The organism is Variovorax robiniae, from assembly GCF_037889955.1.
Classification (GTDB): domain Bacteria; phylum Pseudomonadota; class Gammaproteobacteria; order Burkholderiales; family Burkholderiaceae_C; genus Variovorax; species Variovorax robiniae.
In genome coordinates, this window is record NZ_JBBKZS010000012.1 from 1 (window position 1) to 18,217 (window position 18,217).

General features: G+C 65.0%; 12 protein-coding genes. 1 reads left to right on the forward strand and 11 read right to left on the reverse strand.

Translation table 11 applies throughout. The features are described from left to right. From WKW79_RS23895 to argS, 11 genes are all read right to left on the reverse strand, one after another. A partial coding sequence (locus tag WKW79_RS23895) for an Ig-like domain-containing protein (protein ID WP_340337708.1) occupies window positions 1-1,395 on the reverse strand: 1,395 nt, incomplete at its 3' end. 309 nt (window positions 1,396-1,704) lie between these two features. Further along, on the reverse strand, window positions 1,705-5,664 hold the full coding sequence (locus WKW79_RS23900; protein ID WP_340337709.1) for a beta strand repeat-containing protein: 3,960 nt from the start codon (window positions 5,662-5,664) through the stop codon (window positions 1,705-1,707). A 267-nt stretch (window positions 5,665-5,931) separates the two neighbouring features. After that, complete coding sequence (locus WKW79_RS23905; RefSeq protein ID WP_340337710.1) at window positions 5,932-7,203, reverse strand: HlyD family type I secretion periplasmic adaptor subunit; 1,272 nt, start codon at window positions 7,201-7,203, stop codon at window positions 5,932-5,934. Beyond that, complete coding sequence (locus WKW79_RS23910; RefSeq protein ID WP_340337711.1) at window positions 7,196-9,433, reverse strand: type I secretion system permease/ATPase; 2,238 nt, start codon at window positions 9,431-9,433, stop codon at window positions 7,196-7,198. Before WKW79_RS23910 ends, WKW79_RS23905 begins: the two co-directional genes overlap by 8 nt. Before the next feature lie 16 nt (window positions 9,434-9,449). After that, window positions 9,450-10,751: a TolC family protein gene (locus WKW79_RS23915; RefSeq protein ID WP_340337712.1), complete on the reverse strand. Its 1,302-nt coding sequence runs from the start codon at window positions 10,749-10,751 to the stop codon at window positions 9,450-9,452. 398 nt (window positions 10,752-11,149) lie between these two features. After that, complete coding sequence (gene rpoN, locus WKW79_RS23920) at window positions 11,150-12,736, reverse strand: RNA polymerase factor sigma-54 (RefSeq protein ID WP_340337713.1); 1,587 nt, start codon at window positions 12,734-12,736, stop codon at window positions 11,150-11,152. Window positions 12,737-12,746: 10 nt separating this feature from the next. Next, window positions 12,747-13,586, reverse strand: coding sequence for an LPS export ABC transporter ATP-binding protein (lptB, locus tag WKW79_RS23925; protein WP_340337714.1), 840 nt, complete (start codon window positions 13,584-13,586; stop codon window positions 12,747-12,749). Beyond that, window positions 13,586-14,293 carry a lipopolysaccharide transport periplasmic protein LptA gene (gene lptA / locus WKW79_RS23930; protein WP_340337715.1) on the reverse strand — a complete coding sequence of 236 codons (708 nt, stop codon included), beginning with the start codon at window positions 14,291-14,293 and terminating at the stop codon, window positions 13,586-13,588. Before lptA ends, lptB begins: the two co-directional genes overlap by 1 nt. A gap of 104 nt (window positions 14,294-14,397) precedes the next feature. Further along, entirely contained in the window at window positions 14,398-15,045 is a 648-nt protein-coding gene (locus WKW79_RS23935; RefSeq protein ID WP_340337716.1) for a thiol:disulfide interchange protein DsbA/DsbL, read from the reverse strand. Window positions 15,046-15,278: 233 nt separating this feature from the next. Continuing rightward, complete coding sequence (locus tag WKW79_RS23940) at window positions 15,279-15,983, reverse strand: SPOR domain-containing protein (RefSeq protein WP_340337717.1); 705 nt, start codon at window positions 15,981-15,983, stop codon at window positions 15,279-15,281. Window positions 15,984-15,988: 5 nt separating this feature from the next. Then, complete coding sequence (argS, locus tag WKW79_RS23945) at window positions 15,989-17,686, reverse strand: arginine--tRNA ligase (RefSeq protein ID WP_340337718.1); 1,698 nt, start codon at window positions 17,684-17,686, stop codon at window positions 15,989-15,991. Window positions 17,687-17,816: 130 nt separating this feature from the next. Here argS and WKW79_RS23950 point away from each other — a divergent pair, with 130 nt between their 5' ends. Next, window positions 17,817-18,146 (forward strand): hypothetical protein, encoded by a 330-nt coding sequence (locus tag WKW79_RS23950; protein ID WP_340337719.1) that lies wholly within the window; start codon window positions 17,817-17,819, stop codon window positions 18,144-18,146. Window positions 18,147-18,217: the final 71 nt, after the last annotated feature.

Sequence of the window (18,217 nt, forward strand, 5' to 3'; positions counted from 1 at the left end):
GGCACCACCAGAGACGGCGATGTCGCTAGTGGTAAAGCCCGTCGGGGCTTCCGAGAAGGTGAAGGTGATGAGGGCGGTCTGGCCAGCTTTCACAGCGGCCACATTGCTGGTGATGGCCACCGTGGGGGCCAAGGTGTCAATGGCAATGGTCGGTGTCGTGCCCGCACCGCCGTTGTTGCCCGCTGCATCGGTGTAGGTGCTCGCGCCCACGGTAATGCTGGCGCTACCGCTGGCCAGGTCGGCCGTGGGCGTGAAGGTGGCGGTGTAGACCTTGGGGTCTGCCGTGACCGCCAGTCCTGTCACGGCACCACCAGAGACGGCGATGTCGCTAGTGGTAAAGCCCGTCGGGGCTTCCGAGAAGGTGAAGGTGATGAGGGCGGTCTGGCCAGCTTTCACAGCGGCCACATTGCTGGTAATGGCCACCGTGGGGGCCCGGGTGTCGATGGCAATGGTCGGTGTCGTGCCCGCACCGCCGTTGTTTCCCGCTGCATCGGTGTAGGTGCTCGCGCCCACGGTAATGCTAGCGCTGCCGCTGGCCAGGTCGGCCGTTGGCGTGAAGGTGGCGGTGTAGACCTTGGGGTCTGCCGTGACCGCCAGTCCTGTCACGGCACCACCAGATACGGCGATGTCGCTAGTGGTAAAGCCCGTCGGGGCTTCCGAGAAGCTGAAGGTGATGAGGGCGGTCTGGCCAGCTTTCACAGCGGCCACATTGCTGGTGATGGCCACCGTGGGGGCCAAGGTGTCCACGGAAATGGCAATGTTTGCCATGCCGGTGTTGGAGTGCAAGTCGGTCTGCGATGCCGTCAGGGTATGGCTGCCTTGCGCCAAGCCCGTCAGGGTGAAGGTCCACTGGCCACTGGCGTTCACCAAGGCCGTACCCAGCACGGCGGAGCCTTCCGTGATAGTGACGTAGCCTGAGCCGATTTCGGCGGTGCCGCTAATGATGTTGTCGCCGGCTTGGCTGCTGACGACCGTGTCGCCACCCAGACCCACCTTTGCGTCGATGGTCACCGGCGGGAGCACCGTGTCGATTGGCCGCGCAGTAAAGGCAGGGGAACTGACGGCCGGGCTGTTGAGAAAGCGGTTGGTCTCCGAAAGAGCGCCCGAATTGATGCTGAACGAACTAGTGCCACTCGACTCGGTCGCCGTTAGCTTGAACGTCACCGTATCAACAGTGTTTGCTGGGTTGAACGTATTGACCAAGTTAGCCAGCGTGAATCCATCCAAGGTGAATTCATTGGCCTGAACACTCGTGCCTGCGGAAGTCCACCAGGTTTCGGTCGTGGTGTAGACAACCTTGACGTACAACACGTCCCCAGCATGCACGGTCGTTGGCGTGACGACTCGGGTCAATGACGAGTCAGAGTAGTAGGTGATGCTGGTTGTGATGGCCATTTTTTATCTAATCGAAGAGAAGCTAATTGATCTGAATCGGCGTGCGGCGCGGCATTGCAGCGCGGGCAGGGCTGTTAGACGACTGCCCAACGCTCGTCGCGAGACGGCTGCTGGAGGCGGAAGGTGGGTTGACGGCGAAATTGCCGGGGCTGCGGATTTGCTCGTAACGCTACATGTAATAAACGTAAATAATTGTTACTACAGTGTTCACTATGCCCCATTTCCACAGGTGCGTCTATGGTCAGACGAGCGTCAGGTGTTGTTCGATTACTGGGAAAAACCCCAGTTCGTGCATAAGTTCTCAACAACTCAAGCCTGAAGCTTGAAGTTCTCAGCCAACAGCGACTCCAGGCTGCTACCGCCGGCGAAGGTCATCTCACCCAAAAGCGTCAGCTCTCCCGCCTGAATCATCCCGTCGGCATCGCCGCCATTGCTGCCGTCCTGATAGCGCCAGACCTTGGATTCAGCCGGGTTGGCCAGGTCTTGAAGCAACAAGACAAGATTGGCGCCGCTGGTGAAACTTCCTGCGTTGGCAGTGAGCTCGGTGTTGACATCGGAAGCCACGGTCGCTGCCGAGTCGAGGCCGGTGAAGTTGCCGCTGATGGCCAGCACTTCGTTCGTCGTGATCGCCGCGGCGTTGAAGCCGGCCAAATGAAAGCTGTCCAACGTGGCCGTACCGGACTGCGCATCGACCAACGTGTGGATGTCAAAGCCGGACACATCAATGACGCTCCCACCTGTTCCCGTGTGGAAGTCGAGGCTGACTTCTGGCGTCGTCGTTTTCAACACGACCTGGAGCGTGTCCGATACATCGCCTGATGCGCCGCTGTCACGGGTCACCACGGCGGTAAAGGCATGCGTGCCGTCGCCAGACAAATCGGCAACATACGTCCAGGTGCAAGCCGGGCCGGCAGTCGCATATCCCAGGAAAGCACTGCCGTCATAGATCGCGACCTGTTCGACCGGCGCAAGGGGCGCATCGGTCGTACCGCTGAGGGCCAGTGTGGTGTCGTTGGTGACGCCCTGGTGCGCGAAGGGCGGCTGCTCGGTCGTGTGGTACCCGACGGAGCCGGTGAAGATCCCGGTGTCGTCGCTGGCGTCGGTGATGCTGGCCAGCGTGGTCGAGATGGCCGTGTCGATCACGATCGGCGTGCCGTGGATCAACGCGCTGGCATTGCCGGCGGCATCGACGACTTGCGTGCTGAAGGTGTAGCTGCCATCGGCCAGGCCCGTTGCCGGCGTGTAGCAGGTCTCAAGCAGGTACGGACCGCTCTGGCCGTCGGGGATGGTGAAGCACGCCACCGCCATCGCGACGCCGTCCTGGTACAGGTAGAGCGTCTCGCCGTCGTTGAGCGTGGCCGTGACGTGGATCGTGGGCGTGTCGTCGCTCGTGAGGTTGTCGCTGGCACTGAAGCCCAGGTCGCTGGCCGCATCGAGCACCGGCGCTGCCGGGTTGGCTGGCGCGATGGTGTCGAGCACCACGAAGTACGGGTCCGAGTAGTCGCCCAGCGCGCCGCTGTCGCGCACGATGTTGACGGTGAAGCTGTGGGTGCCCTCGCCCGCCAGCGCAGGCGTGGTGTAGGTCCAGGCGGTGGCGCCCGTGCCTGCCGCCGCGTAGCCCAGGAAGGTGCCGCCGTCGTAGATGGCCACGCGTTCGCCAGCCTGCAGCGGCGCATCGATGGCGCCGTCCAATTGCAGGACGTTGTCGTTGGTGGCCCCACCGTCGGGGACGATGCCGGTTTGCAGGGCGACATCGTCGGTCACGCTGGTGATGCAGGCCAGCGAGGTGGAGATGACCGTGTCGATCACCACCGGCGCGCCGGCGACGACGGCACTGGCATTGCCAGCCGCATCGACGACCTGGGTGCTGAAGGTGTAGCTGCCGTCGGCCAGGCTCGATGCCGGCGTGTAGCAGGTGTCGAGCAGGTACGGACCGCTCTGGCCGTCCGGGATGGTGAAGCTCGCCACGGCCAGCGCGACGCCGTCCTGGTACAGGTAGAGCGTCTCGCCGTCGTTGAGCGTGGCCGTGACGTGGATCGCGGGCGTGTCGTCGCTCGTGAGGTTGTCGCTGGCACTGAAGCCCAGGTCGCTGGCCGCATCGAGCACGGGCGCTGCCGGGTCGGCCGGTGCGATGGTGTCGAGCACGATGCTGTACTCGGCCGACAAAGGGCCGACATTGCCGGCACTGTCGACGACTGCCGTGGTGAAGCTGTGCAGCCCTTCCGTGGCGAGTGCAGGGGTGGTGAAGGTCCAGGTGTCGCCGTTGACGGTCGCAAAACCTATCGGGACGGCGCCGTCGTAGATGATGATCTGGTCGCCGGCTGCGAAGTCGGCGTTGACGGTACCGTCCAGCGTGATTGTCGAATCATTGGTGACGCCGCCCCGCGCGACCGTGTCGATCACCGGCGCCATGTCGTCACTGGCGCAGGCGATCTCTGCCGAAGACAGCGTCGCCGTCTGGTCCAGCGTGAAGGTCAGGCTGGTGCTCCGGACGTTGCCGGCGGCGTCGGTGTCGGTGACGACGACCGTGTGCGAACCGTCGCTGGTCGGGGCGACATAGCTTGCAGAAGCCGCGCCACCGTCAACCGTGAAGGTACGGGTCGCATCGGCCGGTACTTCGCTGAACGTGAGCGACGCATCGGAGGTGATCCGATCGCTCGTGCTCGCGCCGGTATCGTCGGCCAGCGCGATCGTCGGGGTATCCAGTGTGGTGTCCAGCGTGAAGGTCAGGCTGGCTGTCGTGACGTTGCCCGCCGCGTCGGTATCGGTGACGACGACCGTGTGAGCGCCGTCGTCGGTCGGGGCGACATAGCTTGCAGAAGCCGCGCCACCGTCGACCGTGAAAGTACGGGTCGCATCGGCCGGTACTTCGCTGAGCGTGAGCGACGCATCGGAGGTGATCAGGTCGCTCGTGCTCTCGCCGGTGTCGTTGGTCAGCGCGATGGTCGGCGTGGGCAGCGCGATGCCCAGCGTGAAGGTCAGGCTGGAGCTTCGGACGTTGCCGGCGGCATCGGTGTCGGTGACGACGACCGTGTGCAAGCCCCAGGTGGTCGGGGCTTCATAGCTTGCAGAAGCCGCGCCGCCGTCGACCGTGAAGGTGCGGGTCGCATCGGCCGGTACTTCGCTGAGCGTGAGCGACGCATCGGTGGTGATCCGGTCGCTCGCGCTCGCGCCGGTGTCGTTGGTGAGCGCGATCGTCGGGGTGGCCAGCGTGGTGTCGAGCGTGAAGTCAAGCGAAGTCGACGCATTGCCGATGTTGCCCGCGGCATCGATCTGGCGAACCATGACCGTGTTGCTTCCCTCCACCGCGGAGAAGTTGTCGCTCCAGGTAGTGCCACCGTCCACGCTGAACTGAAGCCTGGCGCCACTCTCCACGCCCGTCACGTTCAGGTGGCCGTTGCGGGTGATCCCGTCACCCGCGACGCCCGTGTCGCTCACAAGGCTGACAGCAGGTGCGGAAGGCGCCTGGGTGTCCAGGGTGAAGGTCAGCTGGGTGGCAACGCCCGCGTTGCCGGCCAGGTCCAACTGACGAACCAGAACGGTGTTCACACCCTCCACCGGCGTGAAGTCGCTCGAATAGCTGGCGCCGCCATCGATGCTGTACTGCACCTTGGCGCCCGGCTCGATGCCACCGACGCTGATGGCGCCGTTGCTGGTGATCCTGTCTCCGTCGACGCCGGTGTCGCTGGTCAAGGCCACGCTTGTGGCGCCTGGCGCCATCCGGTCCAGATGGAAGCTCAACGTGGTGCTGGTGCTGGAGTTTCCTGCTGCATCGATATCGATGACTTGGACGGTATGGCTACCGTCCAGCAGAGGCGCGACGTAGGTGAGCGAGGGTTGACCGCCGTCGACGACAAAGTAGCGGATCCCACCCGCAGGCGCAGCGCTCAGCGTCAATGCTGCATTCGACGTGATGCCATCGGAGGCACTTGTGCCAGTGTCCTGGGCCAAGGTCACCGTGGGCGCCGACAGCGGTTTGGCCGGCGTGCCGCCGCCACCCGCGCCTGAAAGCACGAGCGGCAATGCGGCGCCACCGCCGCCACCACCACCGCCGCCGCCTGCCGCACCCAAAAGCAGGAGCGGCAATGCGTAGAGTGCATTGAGGTAGTTGTCCTGGCCTGTCGCAGTGGCGGCAGCGGACCCGTCGTCCGTCGACGCAAGCGCCTTGCCCTCTTCGGTTGCAGCCGATCCGTCCGACACGGCCGCCACCTTGACGTCGGCATCCGCACCTTCAGCCAAAGGCGCGTCGGCAGCCTCTTTCTGAGCCACCAGGGCTTTCTTGCGATCCGAATCTTCCTGCTCTTTTCTGGCAGCTTCCGCGACCTGCACGGCGGTGAGATTCTTTGCCGGGACGGGCGGGCGGGTGCGGCCGCGCAACGAATGCTCCCTTTCCCGCATGAACCGAATGACCTCCCCATCCTGGATATCTGACGGAGTCGTCGGGGCAAGGGGATTCTTGGGAGTCGCCATAAATTCTTGGGAGCCTGCGATGATGAAAAAAAGGGCAATGCCGCCGCTACGCTGTCGACAGTGAGGTCAGCGTTCGCGCAATGCTTCTCGTGCCTTGTTGAAGGGTTTGACCAGGTAACTCAAGACCGACTTTTCCCCGGTCTTGATTTCGACCACCGCCGTCATGCCCGGGATGATCGGAAAGGTCTTGTCGCCGCGCTCGAGTTCAGCCTTGTCGGTCCTGACGACCACGCGATAGAACGTGTCATCGGGTTGTCCGCGGCGCTGCTCGTCTTTCAAGGTGTCGGGGCTGATCAGTTCCAGCGTGGCGCTGAGGCCGCCGTAGATGGCGTAGTCATAGGCCGTGATCTTGACCACGGCATCGAGCCCCGGGCGAAGAAAGGCCACGTCCGCGGGCCTGATCTTGGCTTCGACCAGCAGCTTGTCTTCGAGCGGAACGATCTCGAGGATGTCCTGGGCGGGCTGCACCACGCCACCCACCGTGTTGAAGCGGATGTTCTTGACGGTTCCTCGCAAGGGAGCGGTCAGGGTGGTGCGTCGCAATTGGTCCTGCCGCGCCACCAGGGACTCGTTGGTCTGCGCCAGTTCCGACTCGACCTTGACCAGTTCGTTGGCGGAATCGGCGCGCAGCTTGTTCTGCCGCTCGGCGATCTGGACGTCGAACTCATTGACGCTGCGGCGCAGCCGAAGCACCTCGGTCTCCGCCACCAACCCCTTGGCAGCCAGGGGCTGAAGCATTTGCAGTTCGGTATTCGCCAGGGCCTTGCTTCTCAGCAAGCCAGACACGGACTCGTCGACCGCACGACGCTTGGCCAGATAGGTGTCGGTTTCGTTCTTGACCAGCTCGGGGATGGCTTTGACGTCCTCGGGGAAGGCCAGGCTGACGCCACGGCTTTCGGACCGAAGGCGTGCAGCAGTCGCCTTGAGCGCCATCGCCTTGCTGACGCCTTCCATGACGGACGACTGCGCCTTGGTGGCATCGATGCGCACAAGCGGCTGGCCGGCCTGGACGATGGCACCCTCGCGCACATAGACCTCGGAAATGATGCCGCCCTCAAGGCTCTGGATGATCTGCTCGCGCGTCGACGGTATGACGGTGGCATCACCCCGGGTGATTTCCTCGACATGCGTGAGCGAAGCCCATGTCAGCAGCGCCCCCATCATCACGACCAGCAGCAACAGCAACCACGCAACCGAATGCTTTCGCTCGGTGACGAGCGCCTGATAGATGTCGCGGGTATAGGCCAGCTCGCTCTCTTTGATGCTGCCGACGCCAGTCGACAGGGCCAGCCCCGAGTTGGCACGCATGGCCACTGGCTGGAGGTTTGGCTTATCCATGGGTGGCCTCCACTTCATCGTGCCGGCGAGCCACCGGCTTCGGGGCGGGTGCTTTCGGCACAGCGCCCGCAGCCGCCGGGTTGGCATCGGCCTTCATGACCTTGCCGGCTTGCAATGCGGCCAGCACCGAGTCGCGCGGACCGTCGGCCACGCGCAAGCCATGGTCCACCACCAGCACGCGCTGCACATATTCCAGGAGTTGCAGCTTGTGCGTGACCAGCACCACCGTCCGGGTGTCGGCATAGGCGAACAAGGCCTTCAGTGCCTGTGCCTCGGTGCCGGCATCCATGGCGCTGGTGGGTTCGTCCAGCAGCAGGACCGCCGGATTGACCAGCACCGCTCGCGCCAGCGCAACGCACTGACGCTGGCCGCCCGACAAGTTCTCGCCGCGTTCGCCGATGACCATGTCGTAGCCCAGCGGATGGGTCTGTGCAAACGCGTGCACGCCCATGGCGGTCGCGGCACTGACCATGTCCTCGTCGCTGGCGAAGGGATTGCCTGCCTTCAGGTTCTCACGCAGCGTGCCATAGAACATCTGCGCGTTCTGGCCGACGTAGAGCACGTTGCGGCGGAAGTCGGCCGGATCGATCTGCTTGGCGTCGACGTTGTCGATGGTGACCATGCCGCCCTGCGGCAGATACAGCCCCGCCACCAGCTTGAGAAGCGTGGTCTTGCCGCTGCCCACGCGTCCCAGGATGGCGACCTTTTCGCCCCGGGCGAACGACACGGACACATCGCGCACGGCGGGCTGCAAGTCGGGCGCATAGCTGAACTTGAGGTCTTTCAGGCTCAGGTCGCCCTTCAAGACCGGCTTGACCAGATAGGAGCGGCCCTTCTCGCGGTCTGTCGGCTTGTCCATGATGCCGGACAGCGTCTTGTAGGAGTTGCGCGCCTGCTGCAGTCGAACTGCAAGGCCGTTGAGCGCAGTGAGTGGCGCCAGCGCGCGGCTGGTCAGCATGACCGCGCCGATCAGCGCACCCATCGTCAACTTGCCCTCGCCGATCAGGTAGCTACCCCACACCACTTGCGCGACGGTGCACAGCGTGGAGGTGACGTAGTTGAAATTGAGGACCGAGTTCGAGAGCAGCCGGCTCTTGTTGGCGGTGATGGCCGTGATGGCACTGGAGTGCTCGTACTTGGCCTGCATCATGCCTTCGGCACGCAGGGCCTTCAGCGTCTCGGCGCTTTCGATTGCCTCGATCAGCACGCCGTGCTTGACGCTGGATTCCCGCTGGTTCTCATTGATGTAGCGAGACAGGGGCAATTGCGCCAGCGCACCCACCATCAAGATCGCCGGCACTGCGATCAGGGGCACGATGAAGAGCGGCCCCGCAATGATGTACAGCACGACCAGGAACATCAGAAGGAACGGCAGGTCGCTGAGCGCGACCAGCACGGTGGAAGTCGCGAAGTCGCGCAGCGACTCGTACTCCTTGAGCATGTTGGCGAAGGCGCCAGCGGACGCAGGACGCGCCTCCAGCCGGGTGGCGAGCACCTGCTTGAACAACTGCGAGCCGAGCAGCAGGTCCGCCTTCTTGCCGGCGTTGTCCAGCAGCCAGACGCGCAGGTTCCGCAGGAAGTACTCCAGGGCCAGCGCGATCATCACGCCGATCGCCAGCGTCCACAGCGTCGTGTAGGCCTTGTTGCTGATGACACGGTCGTAGACGTTCATCGTGAAGAAGGTGCTGGCCAGGGCTAGCACGTTCACAAGCGCCGCGATGACCGCCGTCTCGACGTAGTAGACCTTGAAGTGCGCGATGACCTTCCAGAACCAGTGACCCTTGCCGAACAGCGGCTCGACTTCGCTGCGCTTGTCGCGAATCGCCTGCGGTTTGACCAACAGGATCTGGTTGCTGAAATCGGCTTCAAGATCGGCCCTGGACAGAACCACCGGTGAATCACCGACCTCGCTGAGCACTGCGGTGACGTTGGACTCGTCAAGACTGACGAGCACGGCGCACTGGCCGTTCTTGCGCATCAGCACGCAGGGCAACAGCAGGGGCGAGATCTCGTCGATGCGCCGCGTGCGCCAGACGGCCTCGAAGCCTTGTTCATGCGCGATCCGCACGACCTGCTGGGGATTGACGGACGGGCTGACCGGCAGGCCGGCCACCATCGATTCCTCGGAAACGCTGTGTCCGAGAAGTTGGAACAGATGACGCAGCGACACCAGTACCGGGGTTGATCGCGCGCTAGCCGATTGTACGCCGAAGTTCAAAGTTTCTTTCATGGGCCAGGCTGCAAGATCAGTTCCGCGATGGCCGGGTTGGCACATCGACGGTCAGACCGAGGAATGCGTTGAGTTGGGCCGTCGCAGTCAAAAGTCGGTACTGCGATTGGGCGATCTCCATGCGATCACTTTCCGCGCTGCTGGCAGCCTGGAATATTTCGCTCTGGACGTTCAGAAGATCCAGGATCGAGCGCCGGCCGATCTTGAATTGCTCCCAGTAGCCATCCTTGACCGAAGTCAACTGGGCGACGAGGAGCGACCAGGTCGCGATGCGCGCCTTTCGCGTGGCAATGGCTTGCAGGTTCCGGATCACTTCCGACGTGAGCTCCTGCAAGAGCGCGTCGCTGCTGTTCAAGGCAGCCTGGGCCTGTTCGGCGGCAGCCGATGCAGCCGCCTGCGAACCACCACCGTCGTAGCCGGTCCATCTGGCAGCCAGCCGCACGTCGACGACAGGGCTGGAGCTTCCTCCGGACTGGTACGAGGTGCCTCGCTGCAAGCTGGTCTGCAGATCGACACGGGGCATGTTCCAGGCGGCGGCGATCTTGGCAGCTTGCGACGCGGCTGCGGCATCTGCATCGGCGGCCAGGATGGCCGGATGGGACTTGAGCAACACCCCGGCAACCGCTTCGGACTGCGGCGCAACCGCTGCCGCATCGCGCACCGGCAATATCTGCACAGCAGGCCGACTCACCAGGTTGGCCACCTGGGCGCTTGCCTCCACCGAGGCAGATTGCCGCTGTTGGAAGCTGATCCTTGCCTGCTCCAGGCGGGCCTGGGTCTGGGTCAATTCGGAGCCACGACCGCGGTCGACCGCGACGATATCCTCCACTCGCTTGACCAGGTCCTGGTGGGCGGCGACGTTGTCCGCGGCGACGCTGGCGAGCTTGGATTGCTTCAGTGCCTCCAGATAGAGGTCGGCGATCTGGCCGCCGATCTGCTCGGCGCTGACGATGACGCGCTGCTCTGATGCGGTCAGCCGGGCTTTCTGCCGGTCGATCTCGGCATCGGACTTGCCGCCGTCGTACAGCAGCTGGCTTCCTCGAAGGCCGATGTCACCGGACTGGACCGAGCCCGAACCCGTCACCCCAGTGCTACGGCCCGGATCGGCAACGAGGTCCACCCGTGGAGACCAGGCCGCCTGCGCCTGGGTTACCTCGAAATTCGAGGCGCGGGCCGTGGAGCGTGCCGCCAGGACCTTGGGGTTGGAATCGAGTGCGCTTCGCACCAGCACTTCCAGGGCCTGCGCACGAACAGTTTCGATCGGCAGGAAGCTTCCGAGCAGGCAAGAAACTACAGCAATCGCAGCACGAAAATTCATACGGGTCGGTCGAAAAGGCGAACTTCAGGAAATCAAGAACCGACTGGTGAAAACCGTGGCTAATGCTGTAAAGATGGTTACTTATTGTAACCTTAAGTTTTGCAATTGATTGACAGTCTGGGGCGCTGGCGGCGCTGATCGAAGCATTAACTCACCGGGAGTGTGGATTACTTCACTCACCAGCCTCACCACGCTGTCCAGATGCCGGAAATCGCGGAAATGCGAGGCCAATCCGCCCATGCGCGAACACGAGGGGGCGGATGCGGGTCAGGTGCCGGTCGGGTCTTGATCGGCCGCGGCGGACGGCCATTGCGCAGGCGGCACGCGCCCTGATCGTGCAACCATCGTGCAGCGGCTGCGCCCGAGCGGGGGCCGTGCTTCCCGGAACGAACGCAGCGCTACAGCGCCTTGCGCAAATTCGCCGGCGCGATCCGCAGCGCCTCGCGGTACTTCGCCACCGTCCGGCGCGCGCACTCGATCCCCTGCTCCTTGAGCATGTCCGAGATCTGGCTGTCCGACAGCGGCTTCTTGATGTTCTCGCTGGTCACGAACTGCTTGATCAGCGCCCGCACCGCCGTGCTCGACGCATTGCCGCCCGTCTCCGTGCCCAGCGCAGAGCCGAAGAAGTACTTGAGCTCCACCGTGCCGTAGGGCGTCGCCATGTACTTGGCGGTCGTCACGCGGCTGATGGTCGATTCATGCAGGCCCAGCTCGTCGGCGATCTCGCGCAGCACCAGCGGCCGCATGGCCAGTTCGCCATGCACGAAGAAGTTCTTCTGCCGCTCGACGATGGCGTTGGATACGCGCAGGATCGTGTCGAATCGCTGCTGGATGTTCTTGATGAACCAGCGCGCCTCCTGCAGCCGCTGCGACAGCGCCTGGCTGCCCTCGCCCTTGTGCGCCTTCAGCGCGCCGGCGTAGATGTCGTGCACGCGCAGGCGCGGCATCACGTCCGGGTTGAGCATCACGCGGAACTTGAGCGAGGCGCCGCGGCCGGTGCGGGAGACGATCACGTCCGGCACGACCACGTTGCGCTCGACGTCGACAAAGCGCCGGCCCGGCTTGGGCTCCAGCCGCGCGATGAGCTGCATCGCGCCGCGCACCAGTTCTTCGTTGCTCTTGGTCAGCGTGGCCAGGCGCTTGAAGTCGCGGCGGGCCAGCAGGTCCATCGGCAGCTTGCAGATCGCGATGGCGACCTTGCGCACCTGCTCCTCGTCCTCGGATTCATCCTCATCGGCCAGCGCGCGCAGCTGGATCGCCAGGCATTCGCCGAGGTCGCGCGCACCCACGCCGACCGGCTCCAGGCTCTGCAGCAGGCCCAGCGCCATCTGGAAGCGGTGCACAAGTTCATCGAACTCGTCGTTGTCGCTGCCGGCCAGGCCCGAGGCCAGCGCAGGCAGCGAGTCCTCCAGGTAGCCGTCGTCGTTGAGCGACTCGATCAGGAAGCTCAGCGCGGCGCGGTCGGTATCGTCGAGGCGCAGGCCCAGGGCCTGGCGGTGCAGGAAGGCCTGCAGCGACTCCTGGCTGCGCGCCAGTTCGGTGGCGTCGGCGCGCTCGTCGCCGTTCAGGTTGTTGGCACGCGCGGGGGCGTCGCCGCCCCATTCGCTGTCGTCGGGCACCATGTCGACGGTGCCGTCGCCGCCCCAGTCGGGCTCGCCGTCGGAGACGCCGTCGGCGGTCGCATCGGCGGTGGCGGCATCCGCATCGTTCGAAGCGGCGCTCGTGGCGGGGCCGTCGGCGCCGTTGGCGGCTGGCACGGTCGCGAAGTCGTCGTCCCGCGGCGGCGGCGTGTCCGCAGCCTCGAGGCCGAACTCCTCGCGCACGGCCTCTTCCGCGGTACGTTCCAGGAACGGGTTGTCGTCGAGCATCTGCTCGACTTCCTGGCTCAGTTCCAGCGTCGACAGCTGCAACAGCCGGATCGACTGCTGCAATTGGGGCGTCAGTGCCAGGTGCTGCGATACGCGCAGCGACAGGCCTTGCTTCATGCCGAGGCCCCTACATTCTGAAATGCTCGCCGAGATACACCCTGCGTACCTCCGCGTTGTCGACGATCTCCGAAGGCGTGCCTTGTGCCAGCACTTGCCCGTCGCTGATGATGAAAGCGTGATCGCAGATGCCCAGCGTCTCCCGCACGTTGTGGTCCGTGATGAGCACGCCGATGCCGCGCCCCTTCAGGAAGCTGATGATCCGCTGGATCTCGATCACGGCGATCGGGTCGATCCCCGCGAAGGGCTCGTCCAGCAGGATGAAGCGCGGCTGGGTGGCCAGCGCCCGCGCGATTTCCACGCGCCTGCGTTCTCCGCCCGACAGTGACAGTGCCGGGGAATCACGCAGATGTTCGACGCGCAGGTCGGTCAGCAATTCGGTGAGGCGCTGCGCGATCCGGCCTTCGGTCAGCGGCACGCGCTTGCCCTTGGCATTGGTCTCGAATTGCAGCTCCAGCACGGCGCGCACGTTCTGCTCGACCGTCAGCTTGCGGAAGATCGAGGCCTCCTGCGGCAGGTAGCTCAGCCCCATGCGCGCGCGGCGGTGGATCGGCATGTGCGCGATCGGCTCGCCGTCGATGGTGATGTCGCCGGCATCGGCCCGGACCAGGCCCACGATCATGTAGAAGGACGTGGTCTTACCGGCGCCGTTGGGACCGAGCAGGCCGACCACTTCGCCCTTCTGCACGCCCAGCGACACGTCCTTGACCACCATGCGGCTGCCGTAGGACTTCTGCAGGCCGCGCGCTTCCAGGCGGCTGCCGTTCCCGGCGATACCCGCGACGGCGCCGCCACCGGACCCGAGCAAAGGCTCGCCGCCGGTGTCGATCAAGGCGTTGTCGTTGCGCATCACGGACGCGCTTCCCCACCGAGCGTGGTGGTGGAGCGCAGGCCGGCGCCAGGGGCCGGCGCGGGCGGCGGAGGCGCGGAGCCGGCCCTGGGGCTGCCCGGCACTGCGTTGGCCGGCGGACGCGGCGTGAGCACCGCACGCACCCGCGCACCTTGCGTGCCGGTCGACACGGCAGCGTCCGGCGGCACGGTGGAGCCGTTGACTGTGAAGGTGTCGTTGCTCTGGTCGTAGACGATCAGCGGGCCGCTGCTTTCGTCGTTGACCTTGCTGCCGATCAGGCGCCGCATCACGGCATGGCCGATGAACTTGACGTTGTCGGCGCGGCTGTCGTACTCGATGCGGTCGGATTCGCCCTCGATCCACTCGTCGCCGCCGGGCGCGTCGCGCTTCTGCTTGTAGTAGGCCAGCTTGCCGGGTGCGGCGGTGACCACGCCGTACTGGTAGCCCTCAGGGTCCTGCCGCACGTCGATGCGCGCGCCGCGGATGATGATGGTGCCCTTGGTGACGACCACGGCGCCGGTGAACACGCTGGTCTGCTTCAGGTCGTCGTAGCGCATCGAGTCGGACTCGATGTTCATCGGCTTGGCGCGATCGGCCTTTTCAGCGTGTGCCAGCGGCGCGCCCGCAACGGCCGCCAGGGTGAGCAGACCGAGGGTTGCCTTGCATGCGGATCGAAGCGGGGTGAGGAGGAATGAGCGCGTGGTCATAAAGGCACGAAACTTGCTGCGCCCATTGTATGCGGCAGGCTGACGCGACCTTGACGAAAGGCCCAGTGTCAGAGGTCGATATTTCTGACGAATGACTTGATCGATCAAGTCTTGCGGGCTTCGCCGATCAGGTAATCGGTGATTTGCAGCGCGCGCTCCATGCTTTTGGCCAGTTCGCCGTCCACATACCAGCGGCCCGCCACGCCGAAAGCGGGCACGCCGCTGACCTGGTATTCGTTCTGCAACTGCGTGGCGCGCTTGACCTTGCCCGAGACGGAGAAGGACTTGAACATCTCGCCGAATTTCTTGGCGTCGAGTTCCGGCTGCTTGGCGACCCAGGCCAGGATGGCGTCGTCGCCCATGATCGGCTGGCGCTGGCGGTGGATGGCGTCGAAGATCTTCATCTGCATCTCGTCGACCTTGCCCATGGCCTCGAGCGTGTAGTACATGCGCTGCTTGCTCTCGACGTCGTTGCCGACGAAGGCCACCGGCACGCGCCGGAAAGCAACCTGCGGCGGCAGTTTCTTGACCCACTTCTCCAGGTCCGGCTCGAAGGCGGCGCAGTGCGGGCAGTTGTACGAGAAGAACTCGACCACCTCGACCTTGCCGGCCGGCGAATCCACCGGCGCGGCCTTGCCGAGCTTGATGTAGTCCTTGCCGGCCGCGAACATGGGGGCCTGCGCATGCGACGGGCTGGCCAGGGGGAGCAGGCCGAGCGAAGTGGCGGCCAGCGAAAAATCACGACGATTCATTGAACAAATTCTCCAGTGCGGCTGACAGAGCTTGCCATGCGACGCGAAGTTCCTCGCGCGCCGGCCGTGCGCCATTCTCCCTGCAAGTTTCAATTAGTTTCCGAGGCTTCGCGGCTAGCCCGCTTGGCCTACCACCTTTCGTGGAAGACAAGGCGGCCGGCGATGCGGTGCCGCAGTCTCTTCCGGCGAGGAGCGAAAGGCCTGCTCGAAGCAGGCACCAGCCGTGCGGCAGCTTACTTCTGCACCCGGACCAGCGCGGTATCCAGGCCGCCGCTGTCGAGCCGTTCCTTCAGGCGATCGGCATCGTCCTTCTTGCTGTAGGGACCGGCACGCACACGGTAGACGGTGCGTCCGGCCTGCTCGCGTTCGGTGACCTTGGTCTCGACGCCCATCAGCGAAAGCTTGGCACGTTGCGCCTCGGCATCCTCGGTCGAGCGGTAGGCGCCGGCCTGCACGAAGTACATGAACGGGTCCGCGCCGGAAGACGGCGCCGCAGCCGCGACCTGCGTGCCACCGCCAGTTTTCGAGCGGGCGAGGTCGCCGATCGGGTCGTTGGAGGGCGAGGCGTTGGCTTCGGCCGGCGTCGTTGGCTTGGCGCCCGGCTTGGTGGGCGCGACCACCACCGGCACGGGCGGGGTGGCCGGCGGATTGAGCGGGCCCACCGTGGCGGGCTGGGGCACGGTCGTGGGCGCCACGGCGACCGGGGCGGGCGCGGGCGGCTTGGCACCGGCCTTGCCGGCCAGCGGCGCGTTCGGGTCCCAGTCGCGGTTCTTGCGGGCCTCGGCCTCGTCTTGTTCCGCGCCGCCACGCTGCGTCTTGGTCATGAACGGGATCGGCACCTTGGTCACGTAGACCGCGATGCCCAGGGCCACACCCAGCCCGATGACGAGGCCGATGATCAGGCCGATGACTACATTGCCGCTTTGTCGTTTTTTCATGGATGTCACATTTTTTCCGGCGCGCTGACGCCGAGCACTGCCAAGCCATTGTGCAGCACCTGCGCACACGCCGCGACCAGCGCCAGGCGGGCGTTCTTCAGCGTTTCATCGTCCACCAGCACGCGCTCGGCATCGTAGTAGCTGTGCAGGTTGGCGGCCAGTTCACGGAGGTAAAAGGTGACATCGTGAGGGGCGAAATCCCGCGCCGCCGCGGTAAGCATCTCGGGGTACTTGGCCAGTTGCAGCATCAGCGTCTGCGCCTGCGGCACCTGCAGCGGCGACAGGTCGACGCCGGCCAGCGCGGCCACGTCGCCGCCCCAGTCGCGCAGCATCTTGCGGATGCGGGCGTGGGCGTACTGGACGTAGTAGACCGGGTTGTCGTTGTTCTGCGAGAGGGCCAGGTCGATGTCGAAGGTGTATTCGGTGTCGGGCTTGCGGCTCAGCAGGAAGAAACGCACGGCGTCGGTGCTGGTCCACTCGATCAAGTCGCGCAGCGTGACGTAACTGCCGGCGCGTTTGCTGATCTTGACCTCCTCGCCGCCGCGCACCACGCGCACCATCGTGTGCAGCACGTAGTCGGGGAAGCCCTGGGGAATGCCTTCGCCCGCGGCTTGCAGGCCGGCGCGCACGCGCGCGATGGTGCCGTGGTGGTCGGTGCCCTGGATGTTCACGACCTTGTGGAAGCCACGCTCCCACTTGGCGATGTGATAGGCCACGTCCGGCACGAAGTAGGTGTACGTGCCGTCCTTCTTGCGCATGACGCGGTCCTTGTCGTCACCGTAGTCGGTCGACTTGAGCCACAGCGCGCCGTCCTGCTCGTAGGTCTTGCCGTTGGCGACCAGGCGGTTCACCGTCGACTCGACGCGGCCGCTGGTGTACAGGCTCGACTCCAGGTAGTAGTGGTCGAACTTGACCTGGAAAGCCTTCAGGTCCAGGTCCTGCTCGCGGCGCAGGTAGGCCACGGCGAATTCGCGGATCGAGTCGATGTCGTCCACGTCGCCGCTGGCGGTGAACTCGCGGTCATCGGACTTGACGGTCTTCTTCGCCAGGAAGTCGGCGGCGATGTCGGCGATGTAATCGCCGTTGTAGAAGGCCTTGCTGGCCGGGTTGTCGGGGTCGGTCGGCCAGCAGGCGTCGCCGGGCTTGAAACCCTTGGCGCGCAGTTGCGTGCTGTTGGCCAGCGTCTGGATCTGCACGCCGGCATCGTTGTAGTAGAACTCGCGCCAGACCTTGTCGCCCTGCGTGGCGAGCAGGTTGCAGATGGCGTCGCCGAGCGCAGCCTGGCGGCCGTGGCCGACGTGCAGCGGGCCGGTCGGGTTGGCGGAGACGAACTCGACCAGCACACGCTCTTCATTCGCGGGCTGCTGCCCGAATGCAGCGCGGTCGTTCAGCACCTCGCGCACGACCTGCTGCTTGGCCGCCAGCTTCAGGCGCACGTTGAGGAAGCCGGGGCCGGCGATCTCGACCGCGTCGACCCACTGGGCGAAGGCCGGCGTGGCCATGAGGGCGGCGCTCAACTGCTCGGCCAGCTCGCGCGGCTTGCGCTGGAGCGGCTTGGCGAGCTGCATGGCGGCGGTGCTGGCGAAGTCGCCATGCGCTGCCACCTTGGGCGATTCGAAGATGGCCTTGGCGCTGGCGCCGGGCAGGAAGGATTCGAGCGTGCTCGCGAGTGCTGCGAGCAACTCTTGTTTGACCAATAGCATTCGGGAATTTTACCGGGGCGAATTTTGGGCGGCCCGTGCTGGTCATCCAGCGGACAGGGTCGACCGTTAGGATGGTCGGCCCCGGGAGCGGGGCACTGTCACAACCAACCTTGCAAGGACATACACCATCATGAAGAAGCTCCTTTCCCTGGTCGCCTCCACCGTCGCCTTGGGCGCCTGTCTCACTTTTGGAACTGCGCAAGCGCAGGACAAGGCCGCGGCGCCTGCCGCCGCCCCTGCAGCCGCTGCCGCGGGCGGAAGCTGCGACATGCAGGCGGCCGAGAAGAAGCTTGCTGGCGCCGCCAAGAACAGCTTCGTCAAGAAGTGCGAAAAGGACACCAAGGCCGCCGCCACCCCGGCTTGTGCGGCCAAGGCAGTCGACAAGAACGGCAAGCCCCTGGCAGGCGCCGCCAAGAACAGCTTCATGAAGAAGTGCGAAGCTGACGCAGCCAAGGGCTGAGGCACCGCGACTCCCAGCATTGAACCCAGGCCCGCCGCGTGCGGGCCTTCTTGCTCTTGCAGACCGGGTCG